The sequence below is a fragment of the Actinoplanes sp. NBRC 103695 genome (assembly GCF_030269485.1).
GTDB lineage: Bacteria > Actinomycetota > Actinomycetes > Mycobacteriales > Micromonosporaceae > Actinoplanes.
Genome location: NZ_BSTL01000001.1, coordinates 379,122 through 404,711 on the forward strand (window position 1 = coordinate 379,122; position 25,590 = coordinate 404,711).

At 71.0% G+C, this 25,590-nt stretch carries 25 protein-coding genes; 15 read left to right on the forward strand and 10 right to left on the reverse strand.

Features of this window, described 5'->3' with window-relative positions:
* Position 1 precedes the first annotated feature (1 nt).
* The 6 genes from QSK31_RS01630 to QSK31_RS01655 are packed head-to-tail and all read left to right on the forward strand — an operon-like array spanning position 2 to position 6,661.
* Positions 2 to 835, forward strand: coding sequence for an ABC transporter permease (locus tag QSK31_RS01630; RefSeq protein ID WP_285680246.1), 834 nt, complete (start codon positions 2 to 4; stop codon positions 833 to 835).
* Positions 835 to 2,343: an ATP-binding cassette domain-containing protein gene (locus QSK31_RS01635; RefSeq protein ID WP_285680248.1), complete on the forward strand. Its 1,509-nt coding sequence runs from the start codon at positions 835 to 837 to the stop codon at positions 2,341 to 2,343. Before QSK31_RS01630 ends, QSK31_RS01635 begins: the two co-directional genes overlap by 1 nt.
* Positions 2,340 to 3,281, forward strand: coding sequence for an LLM class flavin-dependent oxidoreductase (locus QSK31_RS01640; RefSeq protein WP_285680250.1), 942 nt, complete (start codon positions 2,340 to 2,342; stop codon positions 3,279 to 3,281). Before QSK31_RS01635 ends, QSK31_RS01640 begins: the two co-directional genes overlap by 4 nt.
* Entirely contained in the window at positions 3,274 to 4,539 is a 1,266-nt protein-coding gene (locus tag QSK31_RS01645) for an LLM class flavin-dependent oxidoreductase (RefSeq protein ID WP_285680251.1), read from the forward strand. The genes QSK31_RS01640 and QSK31_RS01645 overlap by 8 nt, the downstream gene beginning before the upstream one ends.
* A complete protein-coding gene (locus QSK31_RS01650) occupies positions 4,536 to 5,549 on the forward strand; it encodes an LLM class flavin-dependent oxidoreductase (protein WP_285680252.1) in 1,014 nt (337 codons plus the stop codon). Before QSK31_RS01645 ends, QSK31_RS01650 begins: the two co-directional genes overlap by 4 nt.
* Before the next feature lie 2 nt (positions 5,550 to 5,551).
* Entirely contained in the window at positions 5,552 to 6,661 is a 1,110-nt protein-coding gene (locus QSK31_RS01655; protein ID WP_285680253.1) for an LLM class flavin-dependent oxidoreductase, read from the forward strand.
* Here the strand turns inward: QSK31_RS01655 and QSK31_RS01660 are convergent.
* The gene (locus QSK31_RS01660) at positions 6,658 to 7,161 is read right to left on the reverse strand and encodes an LURP-one-related/scramblase family protein (protein ID WP_285680254.1); all 504 of its coding nucleotides are present in this window, start codon (positions 7,159 to 7,161) and stop codon (positions 6,658 to 6,660) included. The genes QSK31_RS01655 and QSK31_RS01660 overlap by 4 nt on opposite strands.
* A 106-nt stretch (positions 7,162 to 7,267) precedes the next feature.
* Here QSK31_RS01660 and QSK31_RS01665 point away from each other — a divergent pair, with 106 nt between their 5' ends.
* A complete protein-coding gene (locus QSK31_RS01665; protein ID WP_285680255.1) occupies positions 7,268 to 8,386 on the forward strand; it encodes an LCP family protein in 1,119 nt (372 codons plus the stop codon).
* Here the strand turns inward: QSK31_RS01665 and QSK31_RS01670 are convergent.
* Positions 8,370 to 9,602, reverse strand: a complete 1,233-nt coding sequence (locus QSK31_RS01670) for a YncE family protein (RefSeq protein WP_502872884.1) — start codon at positions 9,600 to 9,602, stop codon at positions 8,370 to 8,372. The genes QSK31_RS01665 and QSK31_RS01670 overlap by 17 nt on opposite strands.
* Before the next feature lie 93 nt (positions 9,603 to 9,695).
* On the opposite strand from QSK31_RS01670, the gene QSK31_RS01675 reads away from it, so the two are divergent.
* Both QSK31_RS01675 and QSK31_RS01680 read left to right on the forward strand, forming a co-directional pair.
* Entirely contained in the window at positions 9,696 to 10,622 is a 927-nt protein-coding gene (locus QSK31_RS01675; protein ID WP_285680257.1) for a helix-turn-helix domain-containing protein, read from the forward strand.
* Between the two features lie 35 nt (positions 10,623 to 10,657).
* Positions 10,658 to 11,896 carry an aldo/keto reductase gene (locus QSK31_RS01680; RefSeq protein WP_285680258.1) on the forward strand — a complete coding sequence of 413 codons (1,239 nt, stop codon included), beginning with the start codon at positions 10,658 to 10,660 and terminating at the stop codon, positions 11,894 to 11,896.
* Positions 11,897 to 11,908: 12 nt separating this feature from the next.
* On the opposite strand, the gene QSK31_RS01685 is transcribed toward QSK31_RS01680, so the two are convergent.
* Together QSK31_RS01685 and QSK31_RS01690 are read right to left on the reverse strand one after the other, a co-directional pair.
* A complete protein-coding gene (locus QSK31_RS01685; protein ID WP_285680259.1) occupies positions 11,909 to 12,589 on the reverse strand; it encodes a response regulator in 681 nt (226 codons plus the stop codon).
* Positions 12,586 to 14,025 (reverse strand): sensor histidine kinase, encoded by a 1,440-nt coding sequence (locus QSK31_RS01690; RefSeq protein WP_285680260.1) that lies wholly within the window; start codon positions 14,023 to 14,025, stop codon positions 12,586 to 12,588. The genes QSK31_RS01685 and QSK31_RS01690 overlap by 4 nt, the downstream gene beginning before the upstream one ends.
* A 145-nt stretch (positions 14,026 to 14,170) precedes the next feature.
* On the opposite strand from QSK31_RS01690, the gene QSK31_RS01695 reads away from it, so the two are divergent.
* Together QSK31_RS01695 and QSK31_RS01700 are read left to right on the forward strand one after the other, a co-directional pair.
* Positions 14,171 to 15,079: an ATP-binding cassette domain-containing protein gene (locus tag QSK31_RS01695; RefSeq protein ID WP_285680261.1), complete on the forward strand. Its 909-nt coding sequence runs from the start codon at positions 14,171 to 14,173 to the stop codon at positions 15,077 to 15,079.
* Positions 15,076 to 15,843, forward strand: a complete 768-nt coding sequence (locus tag QSK31_RS01700) for an ABC transporter permease subunit (RefSeq protein ID WP_285680263.1) — start codon at positions 15,076 to 15,078, stop codon at positions 15,841 to 15,843. Before QSK31_RS01695 ends, QSK31_RS01700 begins: the two co-directional genes overlap by 4 nt.
* A gap of 381 nt (positions 15,844 to 16,224) precedes the next feature.
* Here the strand turns inward: QSK31_RS01700 and QSK31_RS01705 are convergent, their stop codons facing one another.
* From QSK31_RS01705 to QSK31_RS01730, 6 genes are all read right to left on the reverse strand, one after another.
* Positions 16,225 to 17,325, reverse strand: a complete 1,101-nt coding sequence (locus QSK31_RS01705; protein WP_285680265.1) for a cyclase family protein — start codon at positions 17,323 to 17,325, stop codon at positions 16,225 to 16,227.
* Complete coding sequence (locus QSK31_RS01710) at positions 17,315 to 18,070, reverse strand: IclR family transcriptional regulator (protein ID WP_285680266.1); 756 nt, start codon at positions 18,068 to 18,070, stop codon at positions 17,315 to 17,317. The genes QSK31_RS01705 and QSK31_RS01710 overlap by 11 nt, the downstream gene beginning before the upstream one ends.
* A gap of 137 nt (positions 18,071 to 18,207) precedes the next feature.
* Positions 18,208 to 19,266: an extracellular solute-binding protein gene (locus QSK31_RS01715; protein ID WP_285680267.1), complete on the reverse strand. Its 1,059-nt coding sequence runs from the start codon at positions 19,264 to 19,266 to the stop codon at positions 18,208 to 18,210.
* Positions 19,263 to 20,351 carry an ABC transporter ATP-binding protein gene (locus tag QSK31_RS01720; protein WP_285680268.1) on the reverse strand — a complete coding sequence of 363 codons (1,089 nt, stop codon included), beginning with the start codon at positions 20,349 to 20,351 and terminating at the stop codon, positions 19,263 to 19,265. Before QSK31_RS01720 ends, QSK31_RS01715 begins: the two co-directional genes overlap by 4 nt.
* Before the next feature lie 3 nt (positions 20,352 to 20,354).
* Positions 20,355 to 21,143 carry an ABC transporter permease gene (locus tag QSK31_RS01725; protein ID WP_285680269.1) on the reverse strand — a complete coding sequence of 263 codons (789 nt, stop codon included), beginning with the start codon at positions 21,141 to 21,143 and terminating at the stop codon, positions 20,355 to 20,357.
* Positions 21,140 to 22,018 carry an ABC transporter permease gene (locus QSK31_RS01730; RefSeq protein WP_285680270.1) on the reverse strand — a complete coding sequence of 293 codons (879 nt, stop codon included), beginning with the start codon at positions 22,016 to 22,018 and terminating at the stop codon, positions 21,140 to 21,142. The genes QSK31_RS01725 and QSK31_RS01730 overlap by 4 nt, the downstream gene beginning before the upstream one ends.
* Positions 22,019 to 22,131: 113 nt before the next feature.
* On the opposite strand from QSK31_RS01730, the gene QSK31_RS01735 reads away from it, so the two are divergent.
* Genes QSK31_RS01735 through QSK31_RS01750 form a run of 4 tightly spaced genes read left to right on the forward strand, consistent with a single transcriptional unit; the run spans position 22,132 to position 25,589 of the window.
* Entirely contained in the window at positions 22,132 to 23,043 is a 912-nt protein-coding gene (locus QSK31_RS01735) for a DUF6282 family protein (RefSeq protein ID WP_285680271.1), read from the forward strand.
* Positions 23,043 to 23,966, forward strand: coding sequence for a 3,5-dioxohexanoate:acetyl-CoA acetone transferase (kce, locus tag QSK31_RS01740; RefSeq protein WP_285680272.1), 924 nt, complete (start codon positions 23,043 to 23,045; stop codon positions 23,964 to 23,966). Before QSK31_RS01735 ends, kce begins: the two co-directional genes overlap by 1 nt.
* Entirely contained in the window at positions 23,963 to 24,868 is a 906-nt protein-coding gene (locus QSK31_RS01745) for a cupin domain-containing protein (RefSeq protein ID WP_285680273.1), read from the forward strand. The genes kce and QSK31_RS01745 overlap by 4 nt, the downstream gene beginning before the upstream one ends.
* Positions 24,858 to 25,589, forward strand: coding sequence for an SDR family NAD(P)-dependent oxidoreductase (locus tag QSK31_RS01750; protein WP_285680274.1), 732 nt, complete (start codon positions 24,858 to 24,860; stop codon positions 25,587 to 25,589). Before QSK31_RS01745 ends, QSK31_RS01750 begins: the two co-directional genes overlap by 11 nt.
* Position 25,590 lies beyond the last annotated feature (1 nt).

Sequence of the window (25,590 nt, forward strand, 5' to 3'; positions counted from 1 at the left end):
CATGACCCTCGCGCTGGAACGGCCCGTCGTCCTGCGCCCTCGGCGGCCGGGCGTGGCGGCGGCCTCGGTCTTCCTGGCGGTGGCGCTGCTCGCCGCGCTGTGGCCGGGGCTGCTGGCCGCCGACCCGCTCGCCGCCGACCCGTTCCACGTGCTGGAGGCGCCGAGCGCGGCGCACTGGTTCGGCACCGACCAGCTCGGCCGGGACGTGTTCGACCGGGTGGTGCACGGCGCCCGGCACTCGCTGGCGATCGGCCTGGCGGCGGTCGGCATCGCGGTGTTCGCGGGCGTGCTGCTCGGACTGCTGGCCGGGCTGTCCCACCGGTTCGCCGACGAGGCGCTGAGCCGGTCCTTCGACGCGCTGTCGGCGTTCCCGTTGCTGCTGCTGGCGCTGCTGTTCATCGCGATCACCGGTCCGGGCAGTGTCAGCCTGGTGGTGGCCATCGGCCTCGCCACCCTGCCCACCTACGCGCGGGTGATCCGGACCCAGACCTTTGTGGTACGCCGGGCCGGATACGTCACCGAGGCCGTGGCGTTCGGCGCCTCGCGTGCTCGCCTGGTGCTGCGCCACGTCCTGCCGAACGTGCTCGGGCCGCTGCCGATCCTGGCGATGATCGGCCTGGGCGAGGCGATCCTGGCGGCCGCGGGGCTGAGCTTCCTCGGCATGGGACCGCAGCCGCCCTCGCCGGAATGGGGCGCGATGATCTCCGAGGGCCGCGGCTATCTGCGCATCGCCTGGTGGGCCTCGGTGCTGCCGGGCATGGCCGTGACCCTCACGGTCATCTCGCTGACGGTGGCCGGTCGATATCTGCAGCGCCGGTTCGAGGGGCGTGCCTGATGAGCGCGCTGGTCGAGGTCGAGGATCTTCATGTCACGTTCGGCGACGTTCAGGCGGTGCGGGGGATCAGTTTCGCCGTCGAGCCGGGCGAGTGCGTGGCGATCGTGGGGGAGTCCGGGTCGGGGAAGAGCGTCACCGCTCGTACCCTCGTGGGTCTTGCCGGACCCGGCGCCGAGGTCCGCGCCGCCGCACTCACCCTGGACGGCCGCGACGCCCGCGGTTTCGCCGAGCGCGACTGGCGCCGGGTGCGAGGCGGCTTCGCCGGGCTGGTGTTGCAGGACGCCCTGGTCTCGCTCGACCCGCTGCGCAGCATCGGCGCGGAGATCGGGGAGGTGCTGCGCGAGCACCAGGTCGACGGGGAGGTGGTCCGGCTCCTCGCCGATGTGCACGTGCCCGAGCCCGAGCGCAGGGCGAAGCAGTATCCACATCAGCTCTCCGGTGGGCTGCGGCAACGAGCACTGATCGCCTCGGCCATCGCCGCGTCGCCGCCGCTGCTGATCGCCGACGAGCCGACCACCGCGCTCGACGTCACCGTGCAGGCGCGCATCCTCGGGCTGCTCGGCGAACTCAAGGAGGCCGGACGGACGCTGCTGCTGATCAGCCACGACCTGGCCGTGGTGGCGAAACTCGCCGATCGCGTGCTCGTCATGAAGGACGGCCAGATCGTGGAGAGCGGCACGGCCGGCATGCTGCGCGCGGGCGCTCGGCATCCGTACACCAAGCAGTTGGTCGCGGCGGCCGAACTGCACCCCCGTGCCGCGACGAAGCGGCCCTCCACCGGAGTGGTGGCGGAGGTCCGGGGATTCCGGAAGGACTACGGCAGGCACACGGTCGCCCGGGACGTCGACCTGACCGTGCACCGCGGCGAGATCGTCGGGCTGGTCGGCGAGTCCGGGTCGGGCAAGACGACCGTGGCGCACGCGCTCTTCGGCCTGGTGGAGCCGACCGCCGGGGAGATCACGTTCGAGGACGGGCCGTGGTCCGGCGTACCCGAGCGCCGCCGGCGGCCGCGGAGACGGAAGCTCCAGCTGATCTCGCAGGACCCGCTGTCGTCCTTCGATCCACGCTGGACGGTGCGCAGGATCGTCGGCGAGGCCACCGGCACCCCGCTGCCGTTCCTGGAGCGTGTCGGGCTGACGGCGGACGTGCTGGACCGCTATCCCCGGCAGCTCTCCGGCGGGCAGCGGCAGCGGGTCGCGATCGCCCGGGCCATCGCGCCGCGCCCCAGCCTGATCGTCTGCGACGAGCCGGTCTCCGCGCTGGACGTCTCGGTGCAGGCGCAGGTGCTCGGCCTCCTGGCCGGGATCCGCGCCGAGGACGGCACCGCGCTGCTGTTCATCTCGCACGACCTGGCCGTGATCCGGCACCTCGCCGATCGGGTGCTGGTGATGAAGGACGGCGCGGTCGTCGAGGAAGGACCGGTGGAGCGCGTGTTCGCGGCCCCGGAGCACGAGTACACCCGAGCGCTGCTGGCGGCGGCGCCGACCCTGGAGGTGGCGGCACCATGACCTTCTCCCTCGGCGTCCTGCTGGACGCCCGATCCTTCGACGCGGACGAGTGGGTCCGCCTGGCCACGCTGGCCGACGAGGCGCGGCTGGACTACGTCACCATCGAGGACACCTTCGGATCGGATCCGGCACGGCCGGAGGCGTCCCTGGTGGCGGCGCGGCTGGCCCCGGTGACCCGGCACGTCGGGCTGGTGCCGGTGCTGACCACCACGCACACCGAGCCGTTCCACCTGTCCACCGCGCTGGCCACGGTCGACTGGGTGAGCCGCGGCCGCGGTGGCTGGCAGGTCCGGGTGTCCGGGCGGCCGGAGGAGGCGAAACTGCTCGGGCGCCGCTCTTCGTTGCCGGCAGAGGAGCTCTTCGCCGAGGCGGCCGACGTGGTCGAGGTGGTGCGGCGGCTCTGGGACAGCTGGCAGGACGACGCGATCATCGCCGACGTCGCCACCGGGCGCTTCATCGACCGGGACCGGTTGCACTACATCGACTTCGAGGGGAAGTACTTCTCGGTCCGCGGGCCGTCGATCGTGCCCCGGCCGCCGCAGGGACAGCTGCCGGTCTTCGCGCTGGCGCACACGGCCGAGGTGCACGAGTTCGCCACCCGGGTCGCCGACGTCGTCATCGTCACGCCGGCGCCCGGCGCCCTCGAACTGCCCGGCGTCGCCGACGTGGTGTTCTCGCCGGGCGCCGCGATCGAGTCCGACGCGCACGTGCACACCGGGTCGGTCGGCGAACTGGCCGACCTGCTGGCCGGCTGGCACACCCTGGGGGCGACGGGCGCGCGGGTGCGGGCCGGCGATCACCTCGAGGCCGTCACCGGCGAGCTGGTGCCGCTGCTGCGGGAGCGTGGCCTGTTCGAGCCGCGCGGCGGCACCCTGCGGGAACGGCTCGGCCTGCCGACCGCGACCAACCGATACGTGCAGGAGGCCCGCGTTGCCTAAGCAAGTGATCCTCGCCGCCCACTTCCCGGGCGTGAACAACACGACCGTCTGGAGCGATCCGGCCGCCGGGAGCCAGATCGACTTCGCCTCCTTCGAGCACCTGGCCCGCACCGCCGAGCGCGGCAAGTTCGACTTCTTCTTCCTCGCCGAGGGTCTCGCGCTGCGGGAACAGCGCGGGCGGATCCACGACCTGGACGTGGTCGGGCGGCCGGACACGCTCACCGTGCTGTCCGCGCTGGCCGCCGTCACCACGCACCTGGGCCTGGCCGGCACCCTCAACGCCACCTTCCACGAGCCGTACGAGCTGGCCCGTCAGCTCGCCACCCTGGACCACCTGTCCGGCGGCCGGGCGGCGTGGAACGTGGTCACGTCCTCCGGCCCGTTCTTCGGCGCCAACTTCCGCCGCGGCGGCTTCCTGCCGTACGAGAAGCGCTACGAGCGGGCGGGGGAGTTCATCCGGACCGCCAAGGAATTGTGGGACACCGGCGGCGGCGAGTTCGCGCACCGCGGCGACCAGTTCGACATCGAGGGCCGGTTCGGGATCCCGCGCAGCCCGCAGGGGTACCCGGTGATCCTCCAGGCCGGCGACTCGGACGGCGGCCGCGAGCTGGCCGCCGCCAACGCGGATGCGGTCTTCTCCCGGCACCATCAGCTGGAGGACGCCCAGGAGTTCTACCGCGACATCAAGGGACGGCTCCCTCGTTACGGGCGTACCCCGGAAAGCTTGAAGATCATCCCGGGCGTGTCCTTCGTCCTGGGTGACACCGACGCCGACGCCGCCGAGAAAGCGCACCACATCCGCCGCCAGCAGGTCAGCCCGCAGACCGCGATCCTGCTGCTGGAGCAGGTGTGGAACCGGGACCTGTCGGCCTACGACGCGGAGGGGCCGCTGCCGGACGTCGACCCGCTGGACGGCGAGACCACGATCATCCAGGGCCGCGCCGGCCAGTTCGCCGACCGCCTCGACACGGCCGCCGAGTGGCGTGCCCGCGCCGAGCAGAAGAACCTCAGCATCCGCGAGCTGATCATCGAGGTGACCGGCCGGCAGAACTTCATCGGCACACCGGAGCGGGTCGCCTCGTCCTTGAACGAGTACGTGCAGACCGACGCCTGCGACGGCTTCATCCTGGTGCCACACCTGACGCCCGGCGGCCTGGACGAGTTCGTCGACACCGTGGTGCCGCTGCTCCAGGAACGCGGCGTCCTCCGCACCGACTACGAGACCACGACCCTGCGCGGACACCTGGGGCTCGCATGAAATTCCTGTTACTGACCCTGATCACGCACACCGACCCGACGCAGTCGGCCGCGCACCGCCTCCGTGAGGTCGTCGACAACGCGGTGCTCGGCGAAGAGCTCGGATTCGACGGGTACGCCGTGGGCGAGCGTCACGAGCGCCCGTTCATCTCGTCCGCGCCCCCGGTCGTGCTCAGCCACATCGCCGCGAAGACGTCGCGCATCGAACTGTGGACCGGCGTCACCACGCTCAGCCTGCTCGACCCGGTGCGCGCCTTCGAGGACTACTCGACGCTGGACAACCTCTCCGGCGGGCGCCTGACGCTGATCATCGGCAAGGGCAACGGCGCGGCGCAGGCCAAGCTCTTCCACGTCACCACCGACGACCAGTGGGACCGCAACCGGGAGAGCTACGAGCTGTTCCGCCGCCTGTGGGCTTCGCCCTCGGTCACCTGGGAGGGGCGGTTCCGCCCGTCGCTGACCGACGCGGAGACATGGCCACGCCCGTTGCAGCCCTCGCTGACGGTGTGGCACGGGAGCGCCACCAGCCGCGAGTCGGTCGACCTCGCCGCGCAGTACGGCGACCCGCTCTTCTCGGCCAACGTCACCAACCCGATCGAGCCGTACGCCGAGCTCATCGACTACTACCGGGAGCGCTGGGCGCACCACGGCCACGACCCGGCCGCGATCCGGATCGGCGCCGGATCGGCCGGCTACTACGCGGCCCGCACCTCGCAGGAGGCGATCGAGACGTACCGCCCGATCTTCAACGCCCGCCTCGCGATGTTCGCCAAGCTCGGCCTCGCACCGGTCTTCCCGACCCTGGAGGACGCGATCGAGCGCAGCTCCATCCTGGTCGGCAGCCCGGAGCAGGTGGTCGACAAGATCGGCCGTTACCACGAGCGGTTCGGCCACCAGGTGATGCATCTGCACGCCGACGGGGACGGTCTGACCGACAAACAGCATCGGGCCACGCTCGAACTGTTCCAGAGTGAGATCGCGCCCGCCGTACGCCCGCTGCAAGGGAGGTAGTCATGCCCGTACCCCTGTCGATCCTCGATCTCGCCCCGCTGGTCTCCGGCGGCACCGCGAGTGACGCGCTGCGCCGGACCATCGACCTGGCCCGGCGGGCCGAGGAGTTCGGGTACGCCCGCTACTGGGTGGCCGAGCATCACTTCACCGCCGGCGTGGCGAGCTCACAGCCGGCGCTGCTGCTCGGGCAGATCGCCGCGCACACGTCGCGGATCCGGCTGGGTTCCGGGGCGGTGCAGACCGGCCACCAGACCCCGCTGACGATCGTGGAGCAGTTCGGCCTGATCGACGCCCTCCACCCGGGCCGCTTCGACCTCGGCATCGGCCGCTCCGGCCAGCGCCGATCCGCTGGGTCTGATGCCGTTTCAGAAGAACCCGTAGCCCGGATCGTCGACGGTCTCCTGATTCCGGCGCCGTTCTCGTTCGCGCCGCTGCTCGCCTCGTCGCGGTTCGCGCTCTCCGCCCGCCTGCTCCAGCAGCCGGGCGCCGAGGGCCCCGACCTCCCCGAGGTGCTGGACGACATCCAGGCGCTGCTGACCACCGGGATCACCGACGACGAGGGCAACGAGGCGCACGCGGTGCCCGGTGAGGGCGCCGACCTCGAGATCTGGATCCTGGGATCGAGCGGTGGCCTGAGCGCCCGGGTCGCGGGGGAGCGTGGCCTGCCCTTCGCGGCGAACTACCACGTCGCGCCGGCCGCGATCCTCGAGGCGGTCGAGGCCTACCGGGCCGCGTTCCGGCCCTCGGCCGGGCTGTCCGAGCCGAGGGTGATGGTCTCCGCCGACGTGGTGGTCGCCGACGACGACGAGACCGCCCGCCACCTGGCCACGCCGTACGGCCCGTGGGTGCGCAGCATCCGCACCGGCCAGGGCGCGATCCCGTTCCCGTCGCCCGAGGAGGCCGTGGCCTTCGAGTGGAGCGACGCGGACCGGGACCTGGTGGCCGACCGGATCGCGACGCAGTTCGTCGGCTCGCCGCCGACCGTGGCCGAGCGCCTCCGCACCCTGCAACGGGTCACGGGAGCCGACGAGCTGCTGGTCACCACCATCACCCACGAGCACGCCGACCGGGTGCGCTCCTTCGAGCTGCTCGCCAAGGAGTGGCAGAGCTAATCGTCCTTGTCGTCCTTCTTCTTCTCCTGGCGCTCCAGGGCCAGATCCAGGGCGAGGACGCTGCCGACGATCAGCAGGGGATCCTCGCCGGGGCTGACCTGGACCGCGTAGGTGTCCCGGATGGTCAGCCAGCGCTTGGACACGGCGGCCACCTCGGCGCCGCCGCGCTCGATCACGTACTCGTGGTCGAGCAGGTCACCCTTCATCTCCAGGTCGTCGGGGCCGGGGACGTCGATGGTGAACTTGTCCCGGAACGGGGTGAAAAGCTTCTTGCGGACCTCGGCCGCCTTCTCGCCGCCGATCCGGATCTCGTAGGTCGGCCGCATCGCGACCAGGTGGCGATGCACGGTGGCCAGCTCGTTACCGGCCGGATCCTCGATCACCACCTTGTCGCGTACGCTCAGCACCTTGCCGTCGACCCGGAAAACCTTGACGCCGTTCTCGTCGAGCACGTCGAAGTCGTCGCCTATCGAGAAGAACTTCTCCCTGATCACAAACATGGTCCGATTCTGCGCCTACCGTGGCGGTTGGGCACGCATCGACCTGACCCTGTACTCTCCCCGGTCGAGCTGTTGACCATGTCGCCGATCCTCAGGGGCCGCCTCGATGGGCAAGAAGGCACGCAAGTCGCCGGTATGGGCGGTTGTCACGCTTGTGCTCGGTTCGTTGCTGACCGTGGGCGGCGCCGGTGGCGCCATCGCGGGTCAGACACTGGCCGCCCGGTACGCCGGGGCGGTCCAGACCGAGGACCTGTTCGGTGACGGTGGCGCGACCACCGCGGAAGAGGCCAAGAGCGACATCAAGGGACCGCTGAACTTCCTGCTGGTCGGCATCGACCCGCGGAAGCCGGAGACGCCGCCGCTGGCCGACTCCATCATGGTCGTGCACATCCCGGCGAGCCTGGACTCGGCCTACATCTTCTCGGTGCCGCGCGACACCTACGTGACCATCCCGGCCTTCGCCAAGGCCGGCGTCGGCGAGCAGCGCGGCAAGATCAACGGCGCGATGTCGATCGGCAGCGACGTGCCCGGCCCCGGCCTGCCCAGCGCCGTCCAAGGCTTCGAACTGCTCAGCAAGACGGTCTCGCAGCTGACCGGCATCAAGAAGTTCGACGCCGGCGCGATCATCAACTTCGACGGCTTCAAGAAGGTCGTCGACGCGATGGGCGGCATCGACCTGTACGTCGACGAGCGCACCGAGTCCGAGCACCTCGCCCCGAACGGCAAGGGCCGCCCCTACCAGCCGCGGGGCAAGAATGACGAGCACCCGTACCGGGGTCCGAAAAAGGTCTACGAGGTCGGCAACAAGCACTTCAAGGGCTGGGAGGCGCTCGACTTCGCCCGCCAGCGGTACGGCCTGAAGGGCACCGACTACGGCCGGCAGCGGCACCAGCAGCAGGTGCTGAAGGCCATCGCCAAGAAGGCGGGCAGCGGCGACGTGGTCGCCAACCCGGTCAAGCTGGACAAGGTGCTGACCGCGGCCGGCAAGTCGCTGACCTTCAACGGCCGAGGCCGGTCGGTGCTCGACTACGCCCTCGCCCTCAAGGGTCTGCGTCCCGACAACATCACCACGATCAAGCTGATCGGCGGCGGCTACTACGAGAACGGCAAGTACGCGGGCGAGAAACTGGTGCCGGAGACCGACCAGCTCTTCGAGTCGATCCGCACCGAGAAGATCGACGAATTCCTGATCGGTCACCCGCAGTTCATCAACGCCGAGAAGTAGGCGCCGTCCAGCCCTGCGCCACATGGCCGATGCGGACGCGCTGCGGGTGGTCACCGACCGCGACGGAGGCCACCCGGCGCCCCGTCGCGAAGCTGATCGCGCTGACCCGGTCGGCGCCCGCCTCGGAGATCACGCAGTCCTGCCCGTCCCCGCTGACCGTCGCCCAGTACGGCTTGATCGCCTCGACCAGTTCGCCCTGCTGCAGGGTGGCCCGGTTCACCACGGTCGCGTAGTCGTCCATCGTCCCGGCCACGCAGAGCTTGCTGCCGTCCGGGCTGATCGACAGGCCGTGGTGCCGCGAGTCGTTGACGAACGTGGTCCGGTCGTCGGACGTGTCCGGGTTCTTCGGCAGCTCCTTCACCCGGGTGATCCGGTCGGTGGCCACGTCGTACTCGATCACGCCGTTGAAGAACGACACCTGGAAGTAGAGGGTCTTCTCGTCGGGGGTGAAGACCGCCGGTCGTACGGCGTTCGACAGGTCCGAGCGCCCGGCCGCGTTGAGGCGGGAGCGCATGTCGATGGTGCGTACGGTCCGGAAGGTCTGTGCGTCCACGACCGTGATGTGCCGGTCGCCCTTGGTCCAGTCCCAGAACGGGTCGTCCAGGTCGGTGTTCACCTCGCCGATCGACATGTTCCACAGGCGCCGGCCGTCGCGGCTGAAGATGTTCTCGTGCGGCTTGTCCCCGGCCCCGAACGAGCCGACCTGCTGACCGGTGGCGATGTCGAGCACATGCACGGTGTTCGAGGTGGAGGCGGAGACCGCGACCCGCGCGCCGTCGGGTGACACGGCCATGTGGTCGGCGCGGTAGCCGGAGACCGGGAAACGCCAGTTGATCGCGCCGGTGCTGAGGTTCAGCGACACCACGTCGGCGAAGCTGGGCCGCGAGGCGACCAGCGCGGATCCGTCCGGGGTGGTGTACATGTCGTCGACGAGCTGGTCGTGGCCCTCGCCCGGCCCGTTCCGGATACCGAGGAAGAACGCCAGCCTGATCGGGTTCAGGTAGATCTCGGTGAGCCGCTGCGCTTGGTCGGGGATGACGTTCAACCGGCCGATCCTGGCGTACGAGCCGGACGACTCGATGACGTCGACCGTGCCCTCCCAGTTGTTGCCGACGAACATCACCTCGCGCAACGCCTCGTCGGCTGCCGCCGGTGCGGCTGAACCGCTGGTGACCAGGGTGACGGCGGCGATCGCCGCGATCAGCTTCGATGTCACGACCGCTCCTCGTGTTACTCGGTGGTAACACATCGAAGCAGTTCTCTGTAATAATCCGATAGTTCCTCACGTTCAACGAGGGGGCGGATTCTTGTGAGCCGTGCACAGTGGAGCGACCCGGCGGCCGACGGACTGCAGGCCGACGACGCGGTGCTCGACGATCTGCTCGACGCGGCGCGCGCCCACTCGCCGGTGGTCGCCCGGCTGCCCCCCGCCGAAGCGCGGCGGCACGTGGCGTTCCTGCTCGCCGCCGCCGAGCAACGCCTTGCCCGGGACCTCGGCACCGCCCCGCAGCGCGCGCTGCGTCGTCTGCTGCGCGGCGGCGCCGCCACGCCGGAAGAGCTGAGGGTACGCCCGGACGTCACCTACCACTGCGTCGTCGCCTCGGACGGGCCGCCGCTCGACTGTGCCGTCGAGACGACGATCGACGGCCATCGGGCCGGCCTGACCCTGACCCCGCCCACCGGCGCCGGATCCCGCGTCCTGGTCGTGGCTCCGGCCGGCTCGCTGGCCGACGCCGTGACACGCTATCCGGCCTGTGCGGCGGCCCTCGCCGTGGCGCCCGGCCCCGGCGTGCACGACCTGCTCGACCTGGCGCCCGGCATCGCCTTCGCCGGTCAGGCCCTGCTCGGCGACCTGCTCGCCGCGCGCCTGTTGTCCGGGCTGGATCCGCACGACGGGTTCCACCGCGAACTGGCCGTGACGGCGCTGACCTATCTGGACCAGGGCCAGCGGCTGAGCCAGACGGCGGCCACGCTCTTCCTCCATCCCAACACCGTCCGGTACCGGCTGGGCCGCCTGCACGAGATCCTCGGCACGGCCGTGGAGCCGGGCGAACGCATGCCGATGCCCCGGGCGGTGTGCCTCTGGTGGGCGCTGCGCCACTGGCTCGCCTACGCCGGGTACTCCCACGGCGCCGGGTCCTCGTGCGGTGCGGGGTCCTCCCACGGTGCGGGGTCCTCCTGCGGTGCTGGGTTCTCCCGCGGCGTGGCGGTGCGACCCCACCGTTCCTCCGCTTGACCTGGAGCGCGCTCCGGGTCCTAGCGTTCGCGGGCATGGATCACACGAGACTCGGCGCGACCGGGCTTGAGGTCAGCCGCCTGTGCCTGGGCACGATGACGTTCGGACGGGAGATCGGCGAGGCGGACAGCCACCGCCTGCTGGACCGCTTCGTGGCGGCCGGCGGCACCTTCATCGACACCGCGGACGGCTACAGCGAAGGCCGCTCCGAGGAGATCGTCGGCAGCTGGCTGAAGGGCCGCGACCGGCAGGACCTGGTCGTCGGGACCAAGGTGCGGTTCGGCAGCGGACCCAACCGCCGGGGCCTGAGCCGCAAGCACCTGCTCGACGCGGTGGACGCCAGCCTGCGGCGGCTGGGCACCGACTACGTCGACCTCTACCAGCTGCACATGTGGGACTACGGCACGCCGCTGGAGGAGACGCTGCGCGCGCTGGACACGATCGTCCGCTCCGGCCGGGTGCGCTACCTGGGCGTCAGCAACGTCAGCGGTGCGCAGCTCCAGCGCGGCGTGGACCTGTGCCGGGCCGCCGGGTGGGAGCCGCTGGTGTCGTTGCAGCCGCTCTACAACCTGCTGGACCGGGACGCGGAGTGGGAGCTGATCCCGGTGTGCCTGGCGGAAGGACTGGGCGTCCTGCCGTACAGCCCGCTGCGCGGCGGCTGGCTGACCGGCAAGATCCGCCGGGGCGCGGAGCCGCCGGCCGCCACCCGCATCGCGGCGACCGCCCCGCGCATTGCGGCGGCCGACTCCCGCATTGCGGCGACCGCCCCGCGCATTGCGGCGGCCGACTCCCGCATTGCGGCGACCGCCCCGCGCATTGCGGCGGCCGACTCCCGCATTGCGGCGACCGCCCCGCGCATTGCGGCGGCCGACTCCCGCATTGCGGCGACCGCCCCGCGCATTGCGGCGACCGACTCCCGCGTCGCGGCGACCGACCAGTCGGGGGAGGCGACCGACCGGCCCGGGGAACCCACCTGGACCGAGGCCTGGGCCAACTATGCGAACGACGACCGGACCTGGAACGTGGTCGACGAACTGGTCGCCGTCGCGGACGAGATCGGCCGGACACCGGCGCAGACGGCGCTGAACTGGCTGCTGCACCAGCCCGGCGTCACGGCGCCGATCATCGGCGCCCGCACGATGGAGCAGCTCGACGACAACCTCGGGGCGGCCGCCTTCACCCTGGACCCGGCACAGCTCGACCGCCTGGACCGGGTGAGCGACAAGCCCAAGCCGTACCCTTACCAGTTGCTGGCGGATCTGCGCGCGGTCTAGCCAGGCCATGTCTCAAGAGCCGGCCTGGGACTGCGGCCGCACCAGTCCGGTCTGGTAGGCCACCATCACGAGCTGGGCCCGGTCGCGGGCGCCCAGCTTGGTCATGGCGCGGTTGATGTGGGTCTTCGCGGTCAGCGGGGAGACGAACAGCCGCACGGCGATCTCGTCGTTGGACAGGCCCTCCGCCACCAGGGTCAGGATCTCCCGTTCCCGGTTGGTGAGCTGGTCCAGCACGGGGGCCGCGGCGCTCGGCCCCGGCGCCGGCTGTTCCAGGAACTGAGTGATCAGGGCCTGCGTGGCACGCGGGGAGAGGAGCGACTCGCCGCGTGCCACGGTGCGGATGCCGTCCAGCAGATCGGCCGGCTCGACGCCCTTGCTGAGGAAGCCGCTCGCACCGGCCCGCAGCGCACGCAGCACGTTCTCGTCGATCTCGAACGTGGTCAGGATCAGCACCCGCACCCCGGCCAGGTCGTCGTCCGCGCTGATCCGGCTGGTCGCCTCGATGCCGTCCATCTCCGGCATCCGGATATCCATCAGCACCACGTCGGCGCGGGTCCGCCGGGCCAGCTCGACCGCCTCGGCGCCGGTGACGGCCTCGCCGACGACCTCCAGGTCCGGGGCCGAGTCGATCAGCACCCGGAAGCCGGCCAGAATCAGCTTCTGGTCGTCGGCCAGCAGCACCCGGACCGTCACCCGGCCTCCCTCGGCGCGACCTTCGTCGCTCCGCCGCCTCTTGGCCGGGCCTCCGCCGACCCGCCGCCTCTCGGCTCGGTCCGCGCTGACCCGTCGCCTCCTGGCTCGGTCCGCGCTGACCCGTCGCCTCCTGGCTCGGTCCGCGCCGATCCGTCGCCTCCTGGCTCGGTCCGCGCCGATCCGCCGCCTCTCGGCTCGGGCTCGGCCTCGGACGACCTGCGGCCTTTCGGCTCGGCCTTTGCCGACCCGGCGTCTTTCGGCGTGGCCTCCGCCGGGGTCGGCACCGGCAGGCGCGCCCGCATCACGAACCGGCCGTCGGGCGTACTGCCGGCGGACAGCCGCCCGCCCAGCGCCGTGGCGCGTTCCCGTATGCCGGCCAGGCCGTAGCCGGTCCCGGCGGGGCGTCCGGTCGCGCTGTTCTCCACGGTGATCTCCAGCTCGTCATCGGAGAAGCGCAGGCACAGCCGGGCCTGGCCGTCCGGCGCGTGCTTGCGGGCATTGGTCAGGGACTCCTGGATGATCCGGTACGCGGCCAGGTCCATCGCCGCCGACAGCGGCCGCGGCTGCCCGTCGCGCCGGTCCTCCACCCGCAGCCCCGAGCCCGTCACCTGCTCGATCAGCTCGGGCAGATGGGCCAGTCCGCGGGCCGGCTCGTCCGCCGGGCCGCCCGGATGCTCAGGGTCACGCAGCACACCGAGCACCGTGGACAGCTCGTCGAGCACCGTCCGGGCCGCCTGCCGGACATGCGCCAGCGACTCCTCGGCCTGATCCGGCCGGCTGCGCAGCAGATGCGCGGCGACACCGGCCTGCACGTTGATCATCGCGATGTGGTGGGCGACCACGTCATGCAGCTCGCGGGCGATGCGGACGCGCTCCTCGATGACCCGCCGCCGGGCCACCTCGTCGCGGCTGCGTTCGGCCCGCTGCGCCCGGTCCAGCACCTCGGCCAGGTACGCCCGCCGCGTACGCACCAGGTCGCCGACCGCCACGGCCAGACCGGCCGAGGCGAAGATCGCGACCGCCTCCGGCTGTGTCCAGGCGCCCAGGGTGAAGCTGCCCGCGACGTAGACGACGACGCCGGCGACCAGGCCGGACAGCCAGGAGACCGCCCGCCGCATCCGGGTGGCCACCGTGTACGCACAGAACAGACAGGTCAGCGCGGCGGGCGCCACCAGCCACGGCGTGGTCACGGACAACACGGTGAACCCGGCCGACGCCACGAACACCGGCACCGGCCAGCGGCGGCGCAACGCGATCAGCAGGACGGCGACCACGCAGGCGGCCGCGCCGGCCACGTCCGGCATCTCGAGGCGGCCCGGTATCCGGTCGTCGCCGTCGTCGGTCACCGCGGCGACCAGCGCGAACCCGAGCAGCAGCGCGCCGGCCATGGCGTCCAGGACGACCGGAGGCCAGGTGCGGGGCTGGGGCAAGCGCATGCCGACGACTGTACGGGCGCTCGCCGGCCGGCACCGTCGTCGTGCCGCGGTACTTCGGCCGCGGCCGCCTACTGCGGCCGCGGTACTTCCGGACGCCTGCGGAACGACGATGCGGACCATCTCGTGCGGTGGCCAGGATGGCGGCATGATCGAGGTCAAGGACTTGACGAAGAGGTACGGCGACAAGCTTGCGGTCGACGGCTTGACGTTCCAGGTGCGACCGGGCGTGGTGACCGGATTCCTGGGGCCGAACGGTGCCGGGAAGTCGACCACCATGCGCGTGATCCTGGGACTGGACCGGCCGACCGCGGGCACCGCCACCATCGACGGCAAGCCGTACGCCCGCCTCTCCGCCCCGCTGCGCGAGGTGGGCGCGCTGCTCGCGGCGTCCGCCGTACACCGTGGACGGACGGCCTACCACCACCTGCTCGCGCTGGCCGCCACCACCGGCGTGCCGAGGTCCCGGGTGGACGAGGTGATCGACCTGGCCGGGCTGCACACGGTGGCGCGTAAGCGGGTGGGCGGTTTCTCCCTGGGCATGGGCCAGCGGCTGGGCATCGCCGCCGCGCTGCTCGCCGACCCGAGGGTTCTGATCCTGGACGAGCCGGTGAACGGGCTCGACCCGGAGGGCGTCCGCTGGATCCGCACGCTGATGCGAGACCTGGCAGCCGAGGGCCGCACGGTGTTCGTCTCCTCGCACCTGATGAGCGAGATGGCGCTGACCGCCGGGCACCTGATCGTGGTCGGCCGTGGCCGGCTCGTCGCCGATCAGCCGATCGCCGAGTTCATCGACCGGGCCGCGCTCAACACGGTGCTGGTCCGTTCGCCGCGGGCGGCCGTGCTGCACGACCTGCTCGCCGGGCCGGGCGTCACGATCACCAGCGTGGACCAGGGCGCCTTCGAGGTCACCGGCATGGACGCCGGTCAGGTCGGCGAGCGGGCCGCCGCGGCCGGGATCGCCCTGCACGAGCTCTCCCCGCGGCAGGCCAGCCTCGAGGAGGCGTTCATGAGCCTGACCCACGACGAAGTCGAGTACGGAAGGGCCGTCCGATGACCGGGGTCACGTTCCCGCGCGTCCTGCGCTCCGAGTGGATCAAGTTCTGGTCGCTGCGTTCGACAGTTATCACGTTGTCCCTGGCGGTCGCCGGGTTCGTCGGCGTCGGGCTGCTCGCCTCCGCGCTGGGCTTCGACGCCGACAGCGACGAGACCGGCGGGCCCGACGTGATCGGCCTCAGCCTGGCCGGGAGCAACATCGCGATGCTCGTCCTCGGCGCGCTCGGGATCCTGGTCATGACCGGGGAGTACGGCACCGGGACGATCCGCTCCACGCTGTCCGCGGTGCCGCGCCGCCTGCCGGTCCTCGCGGCGAAGGTGGTTGTCTTCGGGACGGTGTCGTACGCGCTGATGTTCGCCGCCGCCCTCGTCTCGTTCGTGGCCGGGCAGGCGATCATCGGCGACGCGGGGGCGGCGCTCTCCGACGACGGGGTGTTTCGGGCGCTGGCCGGCACCACCGCGTTCGTGACCGGCGCCGGGCTGCTGGGCCTGCTCCTCGGCACGGTGCTGCGGTCCACGCCGGGCACGCTGAGCACGTACTTCGGGGTGATGTTCGTGCTGGCCGGCGTCATCCAGCTGGTGCTGTCGGAGAGCTGGCGGGACAACCTGGGCAAGTACCTGCCGTCCGCGGCCGGCGACGCGATGGGCTCGGTGGTGCAGGCCGCCGACGAACTCACACCGGGCCGGGGCGCCCTGGTGTTCGCCGGCTACCTGGTGCTCCTCGGTGCCCTGGCTGCGTGGCGCCTGAAACGGTCAGACGCTTGAGCGGGCAGCGGGCAGCGGGCAGCGGGCAGCGGGCAGCGGGCAGCGGGCAGCGGGCAGCGCGGCGGTGGGGCGGTGGGGCGGTGGGGCGGCGCGGCGGCGGGGCGGCAGGGCAGTGCGGGCGGCGCGGCGGCGGGGCGGCAGGGCAGTGCGGGCGGCGCGGCAGCGCGGCGGTGGGGCGGTGGGGCGGCGCGGCGGCGGGGCGGCAGGGCAGTGCGGGCGGCGCGGCGGCGGGGCGGCAGGGCAGTGCGGGCGGCGAGGCGGCGAGGCGGCGGGATGGCGGAGTGGGGCGGGGCGGCGCGGAACGTTGAGCGACGCCGGTCGCGGAGATCGCTTAGCGAGGCCGGTTGCGGGGAGCGCTGAACGAGGGCGGTCGCGGGAGCGTTACATGAAGGCGATCGCGTTGGGTGGGGAGCCGACGCCGCCGGGGATGTTCAGGGGCTTGCAGGTCAGGAAGAAGTCGTAGCGGCCGGTTGCGGCGCAGCGGGCGGCGAGCTCGTCGAGTTTCCAGAGTTCGCCCATGGCCATGCCGAGCAGGGCGATCAGCGGGCGGTGCAGCATGCCGCTGTGGTCGACTCCGCGGTCCGGTGGGCGGTCGGCCGGGCCGCGGAAGTCGGATTCGCCGACCGGGTCGGCCTCGACCGCGGGGGTGTCGCTCGCGACCAGGGCGATCTCGTGGTCCCAGAGCCAGCGCAGGGTCGAGGTGCGCTGGGCCAGGCCGGGGGAGCGGTTGCGGGTGTTGAACTCGACGCGCTCCTCGGGGGTCTTGGCCACGTAGTTCGCCGCCCAGCCGGTGTGCAGGAGCAGCAGGTCGCCGCCGTCGAAGGTGACGCCCTGGTGGGCCGCGATCTCGTCGAGGAGGGCGGCCTCCAGCGTCACCGTCGTCTCGCAGTCGTAGTCGCTTCCGGCAGCAGCCGAGAAGGGAGCGTCGAGCTCGCGTCCGCCGGCGGCCGGCAGGGGCTCGGGTCCGCCGGCGGCCGGCAGGGGCTCGGGTCCGCCGGCCGCCGACAAGGGCCTGCGTCCGCCGGCGGCCGACAAGGGTCCGCGACCGGCCGCCGCGAAGTAGCCCGCGACGTCGAGCAGGACACCGCGGCCCGCGATGCCCGTGTCTGCCCAGCGGTGGATGCCCAGCTCCGACGAGTCGGGCGACTGCCCGTTGTAGAAGCCGTGCGCGGGGTGGCCGATGTGCCGCAGCGAGTCGAGCTGGGAGGTCGACTGCAGGTAGAACGAGTCGAGCCAGTCGTCGCGGTGGAACTCGTTGTTCGCGAAGACGTGGTGCTGGGTCGGCGGCCGGGTGCCGGTGGGGTAGGGCTCGAACGCGTTCACCGCATAGTCGAGCCCGAGCTGCTCGCCGGTGCGGATCAGCTTCGCCGCCGCCGCGACCCGGGCGGGGGTCAGCAGGTTGATCGTGCCGCGCCGGTCGTCCGCCCCGAAGAAGGACCAGCTCGAGTAGGGCGGCGAAGCGTCCGCCAGGTCATCGAACAACGGTTCCACCCAGTTCCTCGCTCAGCGCGCCGGTCGTGGCCAGCAACTGCTCGACCGCGGGCGTCAGGTCGGGCACGTCGCCGGCTCCGAGGATGCCGACGGTCGCGCAGAGGCCGCCCTCGTCGAAGACCGGCGCCCCGACCACGAACGGGCCGCCGTTCGGCCGGACGAAACTGAAACCGCGCTGGCGGGCGGTGCCGATCTCCGACTCCAGTTGCGCCCGCTCGGCGGCGGACATGCCGGCCGTCATCTCCTCGATCATCGTGCCGTCGTCGGCGTACGCCAGGAAGAATCTGGTCTGTGCCGCGCTCACGTCGAGTTTCGTGCCGGCGTGCACCGTCACCACCACCATCCGGCTGGTGTCCTCCTCGGTGAGCGCGACGATCGGGCCGTGCGACCCCATCACGCTGAGCACCGCCGTCATCCGGACGGCGGCGCTCAGCTTGCGCAGGTAGGGCCCGGCGATCTCGACGACCCGCTGCCGGCCCAGCGCCAGCGTGCCGAGCTCGAGCATCAGCGGGCCCAGCGCGAACGTGCTGCGCCGGACTCCGCGCCGGAGGATGCCGGCGGCGACCATCGACGCGCAGTAGCGGTAGGCCGTGGTGCGGTTCAGCCCGGTGCGCTCGGCGACGTCGGCGGCGGTGAGCTCGAGGACGCGCGGGCCGAAGAGTGCGCAGATCTGGCCCACGCGAGCGACCGCCCGGATGTCGGAGGTCAGGGCGTCGCCCGGCTCATTGTTCGCCATAGCCGAATCCTAGTTCACATCGCGAAACATCAGCCCGCGAGCCAGTTGGTGAGCTCGCCCGACCATCAACCGGCGAGCCAGTTGGTGAGCTTGCCCGACCATCAGCCGACGAGCCAGTTGGTGAGCTTGGCCGACCATCAGCCGACGAGCCAGTTGGTGAGCTTGGCCGACGCGCCGTCGAAGTTCTGGGCGTACCAGTCGATGTCCTGCATGAGCACCTCGCCCTTGTTCGCCGGGCCGAACGCCTGGACCTTCTGCGCGTTCGCCGACAATGTGGGCTTCGCGGCCTTGTTCACCGGCTGGGTGCCCAGCGCCTCGGAGATGCCGGCCACCTGCTCGGGACCGCACAGCGTCTTCAGGAATTCCTTGGCCGCCGCCGCGTGCGGGGAACCCTTCGGGATCGCGAAGCCGTTCATGGCCGCCACGGTCACGTCCCACACCACCGTGATGTCGGTGCCGTCGTTCATCAGGGGCACGAGACGCGAGTCGGGCAGGATGAAGATGTCCACCTGCTTGGCGCCGACCGCCTGCTGCAGCGCGCCGACGTTGGGGGCGAAGGTGGTCTTGTCCCGGATGGTGTCGAGCTTCTTCAGCGACCGGTCCACGTCCAGCGGGTACATGTCCTTGGGCGCGACGCCGTCGGCCAGCAGGGGGAACTCCAGGATGCCGTTCTGGATGTTGCTGAGGATGCCCCGCTGGCCGGGGAACTTCTGCAGGTCGAAGAAGTCCTGGACGGTCTTGGGGGCCTTGGCCGGGTCGGGGAACGCCTCGGTGCGGTAGGCGATCGGGTTCGCGTTGATGAAGTTGCCGACGTAGCACTTGCCGAGCGTGCCCTCGACCAGGTTCGCGGGGTCGATGCCGGTGGTGTCGACCGGTTCGAAGAGCTTGTCGCAGTTCTGGGTGGCCACGCCGGGCGCCACCGAGACCAGGTCCCACTTCACCGATTTGCTCATCACCTGGGCCTTGACCTGGGAGACGTCCGGCGGCGACGTGTTCACGAAGGTGACGTTGGGGTGGGCCGCGGTGTACGGCTTCTGGTACGAGTCGATCATCGCCTGCTGGCCGGCGCCGCCGTACGCGGTGAACGTCAGCGTGACCTTGGCGTTGGGGTCGGTAGAGACCTGCTCGCCGCCGCCACAGCCGGCGAGCAGGGATAAGGCGACGATGGCAGGGACGACAACGCGGTGACTTTTCATGAGGGTTCCTTAGAGAGGACGAGGCGTTGCTGGGCGACCGGCCACCACGCGGTGACCTGCTGCCCGGGGGCGAGGGAGGTGTCGGCGGCGTCGAGCCGGGCGCGGCCCAGCACACCGGAGCTGCCGAAGGAGAGAAGTGCGGTGCGGTAGGCACCCATGTACTCGACCGCGCGGACGGTCGCGTTCACCGAGTTCGAGTCCGGCGGCGGTGAGCCCAGCCGCACATCCTCGGGCCGCACGACGAGGGCGGCGTCGGCAAAAGACGTGGACGCCGACCAGACGTTGTTCTCCCAGGTGACCTTGCCGTCGCCGATCGCGAGCGGGGAGAACACATTGGAATCGCCCAGGAACCGGGCTGTGAAGAGGGTCCGCGGGTTCTGGTAGAGCTCCTCGGGGGTGCCGAGCTGCTCGATCCGGCCGTTGTTGAACAGTGCGATCCGGTCGGAGAGGTTCATCGCCTCCTCCTGGTCGTGCGTCACGAAGACGAACGTGGTGCCCACCTCGGAGTGGATCCGGTGGATCTCGGCCTGGAGGGTGGCGCGCAGGTTGCGGTCGAGGGCGCCGAGCGGCTCGTCGAGCAGCAGCGCGCTGGGTCCGAAGACGATGGCCCGGGCGAGCGCGACCCGTTGCTGCTGGCCGCCGGAGAGCTGCGCGGGGTGGTGGTCGTCGCGGCCGGTGAGCTGGACGAGCTCGAGCACCTCGGCGACCTTGCGGGTGATGTCCGCCTTGGCCAGCCGGCGTTCCCGCAGCGGGTAGGCGACGTTCTGCGCCACGGTCATGTGCGGGAAGAGCGCGTAGTTCTGGAAGAGCATGCCCAGGTTGCGCTTGTGCGGCGGCAGGGTGCCGACGTCCTTGCCGTCGAAGGCGATCGTGCCGCCGGTCAGCGTCTCGAACCCGGCGATCAGGTTGAGCGTCGTGGTCTTGCCGGAGCCGCTCGGGCCGAGCAGCGTCATGAACTCGCCCGGCTCGATGGTCAGCGACACGTCGTCGACCGCGGGGGTGGCCAGCCCATAGTCCTTGGAGACCCCGGTGAGCCTGATCTGGGTGCCGGTCTGACCGCCATGAAGGGTGCCGTTGGTTGCCATGTTTTAACGGCCTTTCCGGGCGAACTGAAGGACGAGGCAGAGGACGGTGACCACGGTGACCACCACGCTGGACGAGGCGGCGATGGTGGGGTCGATCTCGACGGTGACGCTGTTGTACATCTGCACCGGCAGCGTCTGGAGGGTCGGCGAGCGCAGGAACAGCGCGATGACCACCTCGTCGAACGACGTCACGAAGGCGAACACCGCGCCGGTCACGATGCCCCGGCTGATCAGCGGCATGGTGACGGTGCGGAAGGTGCGCAGCGGCGGGGCGCCGAGCGAGGCGGACGCCCGCAGCAGCTTGGGGTCGAACCCGCCGAGCGCGCTGGTCACCGACACCAGCACGAACGGCACCCCGATCGCGGCGTGCGCCAGCACGAACCCGCCGAACGTCCCGACCAGCTGCCACTGCAGGAAGGAGATGTAGACCGCGACCGCGATGACGATCGCCGGCGTGACCATCGAGACCATCAGCAGGGTACGAGCGAAGCGCGCCAGCCTCCCGCGCAGACTGTGCAGCCCCAGCGCGGCGGCGGTGCCGACGACCGTGGCCAGCACCGACGCCAGCAGTGCGACCACGACCGAGTTCTTCAGCGCGTCCAGCCACACCGGGTTGGTGAAGAAGTTCTCGTACAGCCGCAGCGAGAACCCGCGCGGCGGGAACTGGAAGGTGGCCGCCTCGCTGAAGCTCATCGGGATGACGAACAGCGTCGGCAGGATGAAGTAGATCGCGACGACGGCGCCGATCAGCTTGAGCCACCACGGAATGGGGTCGACCGTCCGGGCCTTCACGGCTTGTCCTTGGCGGCGGGGGCCGCGGCGACCGTGCCGATCGCGGAGATGGTGCCGCCGACCCGGTTGGCCCAGGCCACCAGCACGAGCGTGACGACCAGCACGACCAGGCCGAGGGCGCTGGCGCCCTGGAAGTCGAGCAGCTGGGTGGTGCGCTGGCCGAGCAGCTGGGCGACCAGCGACTGCTTCGGCGAGCCGACCAGCGCGGGTGTGACGTAGAAGCCGAGGCTGAGCGTGAAGACCAGGATCATCCCGGAGACCACGCCGCCACGGGACAGCGGCCAGTAGATCTTCCAGAACGCGACGACCGGGTGCGAGCCGAGCCCGCGGGCGGCCAGCAGCAGCTTGCGGTCGATGCCGCCCAGCGCGCTGAACAGCGGCAGCACCATGAACGGCAGCAGCACCTGGCTCATCGCCACGGTCACGCCGCCGACCGACTCGTAGAGCACCACGTCCAGGCCGAAGAGCTTGAAGAACGAGTTCACCGGCCCGCCGCGCTGCAGGATGATGATCCACGCGAAGTTGCGGGCCATCACCGACGTCCAGAACGGCACCAGGACGACGACCAGGAGGATCCCGCGCATCCGCGGGCCGACCCGGGTCATCAGGTAGGCGTACGGATAGCCGAGCAGGAACGCGATCGCGGTGACCGCGAGGGCGGTCAGCGCCGTGCGGGCGAGCACGGTCAGCGTCACCCCGTCGGTGAACAGTGCGCGGAAGTGGTCGAGCGTCCAGTCGGGTGAGCCGAAACTCTGAAGGACGCTGCGGCCGAGCGGCACCAGGAGGACCGCGGCCAGCAGCGCCAGCGCCGGCAGCAGCAGAAGCCACTGCTTACGAAGAACCATGGTTCGGAAGTAGAGCAGGCGAAAGTTCATAATGCAACAACCCCGGTCACATGCCGAACACAAGCCGGCAATATTCGGCCCTTCAGGCCTGGACAGGCCCGCCTGCGCGTCCATATGGTGAACCGCAAGTGCGAGCAGCGAACATGTGGAGGCGCAGGATGGTCAGCCCCGAGCTCTTGAAGGTTCTGGACGGCACGGTGGACCTGCACTGCCACTCCGGGCCGAGCCCGTTCCCGCGGCGGATCGACCACGTGGAGGCGTCCTACGACGGCGCCCGGATCAACATGCGCGCCATCCTGGTCAAGTCGCACCACCACAACACCGTGATGGACGTGCTGGCGATGAAGACGCAGCTCAAGGACGCGCCCACCCCGGTGTACGGCGGTGTCGCGCTCAACTCGGAGGTCGGCGGCATCAACCCGTCGGCGGTCGCGATGGCCATCAACATGGGTGGCCGGTGCGTGTGGGGACCGACGGTCTCGGCCGGCCAGCACATCCGGGCACACACCCACGACGACGGCTTCCCGAGCGCCACCGGCAACCTGTACGAGAAGGAAGAGTCGATCTTCAACGAGCACGGTGACGTCTCGGCGGACACCGACACCGTGACCCGGCTGGTGGCCGATGCCGGCATCCTGCTCACCGGCGGGCACCTGCACGGCGAGGCGATGAAGGCGCTGTTCAAGACGGCCAGCGGCAACGGCGTCAAGCGGCTGCTGCTGCACCACCCCGACTACATCGTGAACGCCGCCGAGAACGACATCGAGGAGATGCTCGGGTACGGCGCCTTCGTCGAGCACGAACTGGCCATGTACCACCCCGAGGTGACCGCGGTCGGATGGCCGATCGAGCAGCTGGTCGACTGGATCACCAAGATCGGGCCGCGGCGCACCGTCATCAACTCCGACCTCGGCCAGCAGGGCAATCCGCTGCCGGTGGACGGCTACCTGCTGATCGTGCAGCAGCTGCTGGACCACGGGATCGCGGCCGCCGACATCCGGCAGATGATCTGCCGCAACACGGCGTACCTGCTCGGCCTGGAAGAGAGCATCTGATGCGCCGCGCGGAGAAGGTCATCATCACGACGGCGGTCACCGGGTCGGTCAACGTACCGTCGCAAAGCCCTTATCTGCCGTTGACCGTCGACGAGGTGGCGGCCGCCGCGATCGAGGCGGTGGAGGCCGGATCGGCCGTGGTGCACCTGCACGCACGGCATCCGGACGGCCGGCCGGCGTTCGAGCCCGAGCTGTTCTCCGAGATCGTCGGCCGGGTGACGGCCGCGACCGACGCGGTCATCAACATCACCACCGGCGGGTCGTCCGCGATGACGATGGAGGAACGGCTGGCCGGCGCGCTGCGGGTCAGGCCCGAGCTCGCCTCGCTGAACATGGGCTCGATGAACTTCGTCTACTCCGGCATCGCCGACCGGGTGACCGAGTGGCGGCACGACTGGGAGAAGCCGTACGTGCTCAACACGTACGCGCATCCGTTCCTCAACTCGTTCGACAAGATCGAGCACACGCTGCGGACGCTGGGCGAGTTCGGCACCCGGTTCGAGTACGAGTGCTACGACATCGGGCATCTGTACTCGCTGGCGTACTTCGTGAACAAGGGCCTCGCCAAGCCGCCGCTGCTGATCCAGGGCGTGTTCGGGATCCTCGGCGGCATCGGGGCCGACCACGAGAACCTCGAGCACATGGTCCGGATCGCGGACAAGCTCTTCGGCGACGACTACGCGTTCTCGGCGTTCGCGGCCGGGCGCGACCAGATGCAGTTCGCCACGCACAGCGCCTGGCTCGGCGGGCACGTCCGGGTCGGGCTCGAGGACAGCCTGTGGCTCGCCAAGGGCCGCCTCGCCAAGAGCAACGCCGAGCAGGTCGGCAAGATCCGCGACGTGGTCGAGGACCTCGGCAAGGAGATCGCCACCCCGGCCGACGCCCGAGCGATGCTCGCGCTGACCCCAAGGAGCAGAGCATGACCACGTACGCCGCCGACGACATCCGCTCGAAGCTGGCCACCGCGGCGCCGGCTTCCACCAACGCCCCGATCCGCGAGTCGCAGTGGATCGAGTTCAAAACCCACGAGCCCACCGAGACGGGTACGCACGGCAGCCGCACCTGGATCGCCCGGGCCGCGAACCTGGTCCTCGCCTACACCGAGGCCAAGGCCGGCGACGTGTTCCCGCGCACCGCCCAGCCCGACGAGTACGCGGTACTCATGTACTCCGACAGCGCTCCGGTGACCGTCAACGGTGTGGCGGTGGCCGAGGAGGCGTTCGTGGTCGTGCCGCCGGGCGACAGCGAGATCCGGGTCGACGCCGACGGTGTGCTCATCCGGCTCTTCTCCAGCGTGGCCACCGACCTCACCGAGGCGGCGCTCAACGCCGCGGCGTACGCGGAACCAGATGAGCGAGCCGCGCCTCTGATCCCCTGGCCGGACCCGGTCGGGGGTTTCCGCGTGCGCGTCTACCGCCTGGCCGACACTCCCATCGCCGAGGGCCGCTTCGGGCGCATCTTCCGCACCACCAACCTGATGGTGAACTTCCTGGCAGAGGAGTCGAAGCCGCGCGACCCGCTGAAGCTGTCCCCGCACCACCACGACGACTTCGAGCAGATCTCGCTCGCGGTGAAGGGCCGGTTCAAGCACCACATCCGCTACCCGTGGGGGCCGGACTCGACGAGCTGGCGCTCCGACGAGCACGCCGAGATCGCCACGCCGTCGATCTGCGTGATCCCGCCGCCGACCGTGCACACCACCCAGGGCGTCGGCGACCACCAGCAGCTCATCGACATCTTCGGCCCGCCGCGCGCCGACTTCAGCGCCCAGGGCTGGGTCCTCAACGCCGCCGACTACCCCGCGAAGGAAACAGATGCTGACTGACAAGGTCGTCCTGGTCGTCGGGGCGAGCACCGGGATCGGGGCCGACGCCGCGCGGGTGTTCGCCGCCAACGGCGCGTCCCTGATGCTGGTCGCGCGGAGCGAAGGACCGCTGGCCGATCTGGCCAAGGAGCTGGACGCTGCCTACTGCACCGGCGACATCTCCTCCGCGGCGGACGTGGCGAGATTCGTCGACGCGACGGTGGACAGGTTCGGCCGGCTGGACGGCGCGTTCAACAACGCCGCCATGACCCAGGGCGGCCGCGTCGACAAGGTGTCCGAGGAGGACTTCGACCGGATCCTCGCGGTCAACGTCAAGGGCACCTGGCTGTGCATGCGCGAGGAGATCCGCGCGATGGAACCCGCCGGCCGAGGCTCGATCGTCAACGTCAGCAGCATCGGCGGGCTGCGCGGCAGCTCCGGGATGGGCGCCTACCAGGCCACCAAGCACGCGGTCATCGGGCTCACCCGCACCGCGGCGCACGACGTCGGCCCGCTCGGCATCCGGGTCAACGTGATCGCCCCCGGCCCCACCGAGTCCCCGATGCTCGACCAGACCCGGATCAACATCCCCGGCGGCGTCGAGGCACGCATCGCGGCGACGCCGCTGCGGAAGGCGGGCACCGGCGCGGAGGTCGGCGAGGTGGTGTCGTTCCTGCTCAGCGACCGGTCCAGCCACCTCAGCGGCGTGATCCTGCCGGTGGACGGTGGTTTCGTTGCGTGAT

What these genes read in the sequence shown, in the direction of transcription:
- QSK31_RS01735 (WP_285680271.1), top strand. Translation starts at nt 22,132, where the DNA reads ATGTGGAGGCGCAGGATGGTCAGCCCCGAGCTCTTGAAGGTTCTGGAC.
- kce (WP_285680272.1), top strand. Translation starts at nt 23,043, where the DNA reads ATGCGCCGCGCGGAGAAGGTCATCATCACGACGGCGGTCACCGGGTCG.
- QSK31_RS01665 (WP_285680255.1), top strand. Translation starts at nt 7,268, where the DNA reads ATGGGCAAGAAGGCACGCAAGTCGCCGGTATGGGCGGTTGTCACGCTT.
- QSK31_RS01655 (WP_285680253.1), top strand. Translation starts at nt 5,552, where the DNA reads ATGCCCGTACCCCTGTCGATCCTCGATCTCGCCCCGCTGGTCTCCGGC.
- QSK31_RS01650 (WP_285680252.1), top strand. Translation starts at nt 4,536, where the DNA reads ATGAAATTCCTGTTACTGACCCTGATCACGCACACCGACCCGACGCAG.
- QSK31_RS01660 (WP_285680254.1), bottom strand. Translation starts at nt 7,161, where the DNA reads ATGTTTGTGATCAGGGAGAAGTTCTTCTCGATAGGCGACGACTTCGAC.
- QSK31_RS01745 (WP_285680273.1), top strand. Translation starts at nt 23,963, where the DNA reads ATGACCACGTACGCCGCCGACGACATCCGCTCGAAGCTGGCCACCGCG.
- QSK31_RS01695 (WP_285680261.1), top strand. Translation starts at nt 14,171, where the DNA reads ATGATCGAGGTCAAGGACTTGACGAAGAGGTACGGCGACAAGCTTGCG.
- QSK31_RS01630 (WP_285680246.1), top strand. Translation starts at nt 2, where the DNA reads ATGACCCTCGCGCTGGAACGGCCCGTCGTCCTGCGCCCTCGGCGGCCG.
- QSK31_RS01730 (WP_285680270.1), bottom strand. Translation starts at nt 22,018, where the DNA reads ATGAACTTTCGCCTGCTCTACTTCCGAACCATGGTTCTTCGTAAGCAG.
- QSK31_RS01715 (WP_285680267.1), bottom strand. Translation starts at nt 19,266, where the DNA reads ATGAAAAGTCACCGCGTTGTCGTCCCTGCCATCGTCGCCTTATCCCTG.
- QSK31_RS01640 (WP_285680250.1), top strand. Translation starts at nt 2,340, where the DNA reads ATGACCTTCTCCCTCGGCGTCCTGCTGGACGCCCGATCCTTCGACGCG.
- QSK31_RS01750 (WP_285680274.1), top strand. Translation starts at nt 24,858, where the DNA reads ATGCTGACTGACAAGGTCGTCCTGGTCGTCGGGGCGAGCACCGGGATC.
- QSK31_RS01700 (WP_285680263.1), top strand. Translation starts at nt 15,076, where the DNA reads ATGACCGGGGTCACGTTCCCGCGCGTCCTGCGCTCCGAGTGGATCAAG.
- QSK31_RS01710 (WP_285680266.1), bottom strand. Translation starts at nt 18,070, where the DNA reads ATGGCGAACAATGAGCCGGGCGACGCCCTGACCTCCGACATCCGGGCG.
- QSK31_RS01720 (WP_285680268.1), bottom strand. Translation starts at nt 20,351, where the DNA reads ATGGCAACCAACGGCACCCTTCATGGCGGTCAGACCGGCACCCAGATC.
- QSK31_RS01635 (WP_285680248.1), top strand. Translation starts at nt 835, where the DNA reads ATGAGCGCGCTGGTCGAGGTCGAGGATCTTCATGTCACGTTCGGCGAC.
- QSK31_RS01680 (WP_285680258.1), top strand. Translation starts at nt 10,658, where the DNA reads ATGGATCACACGAGACTCGGCGCGACCGGGCTTGAGGTCAGCCGCCTG.
- QSK31_RS01690 (WP_285680260.1), bottom strand. Translation starts at nt 14,025, where the DNA reads ATGCGCTTGCCCCAGCCCCGCACCTGGCCTCCGGTCGTCCTGGACGCC.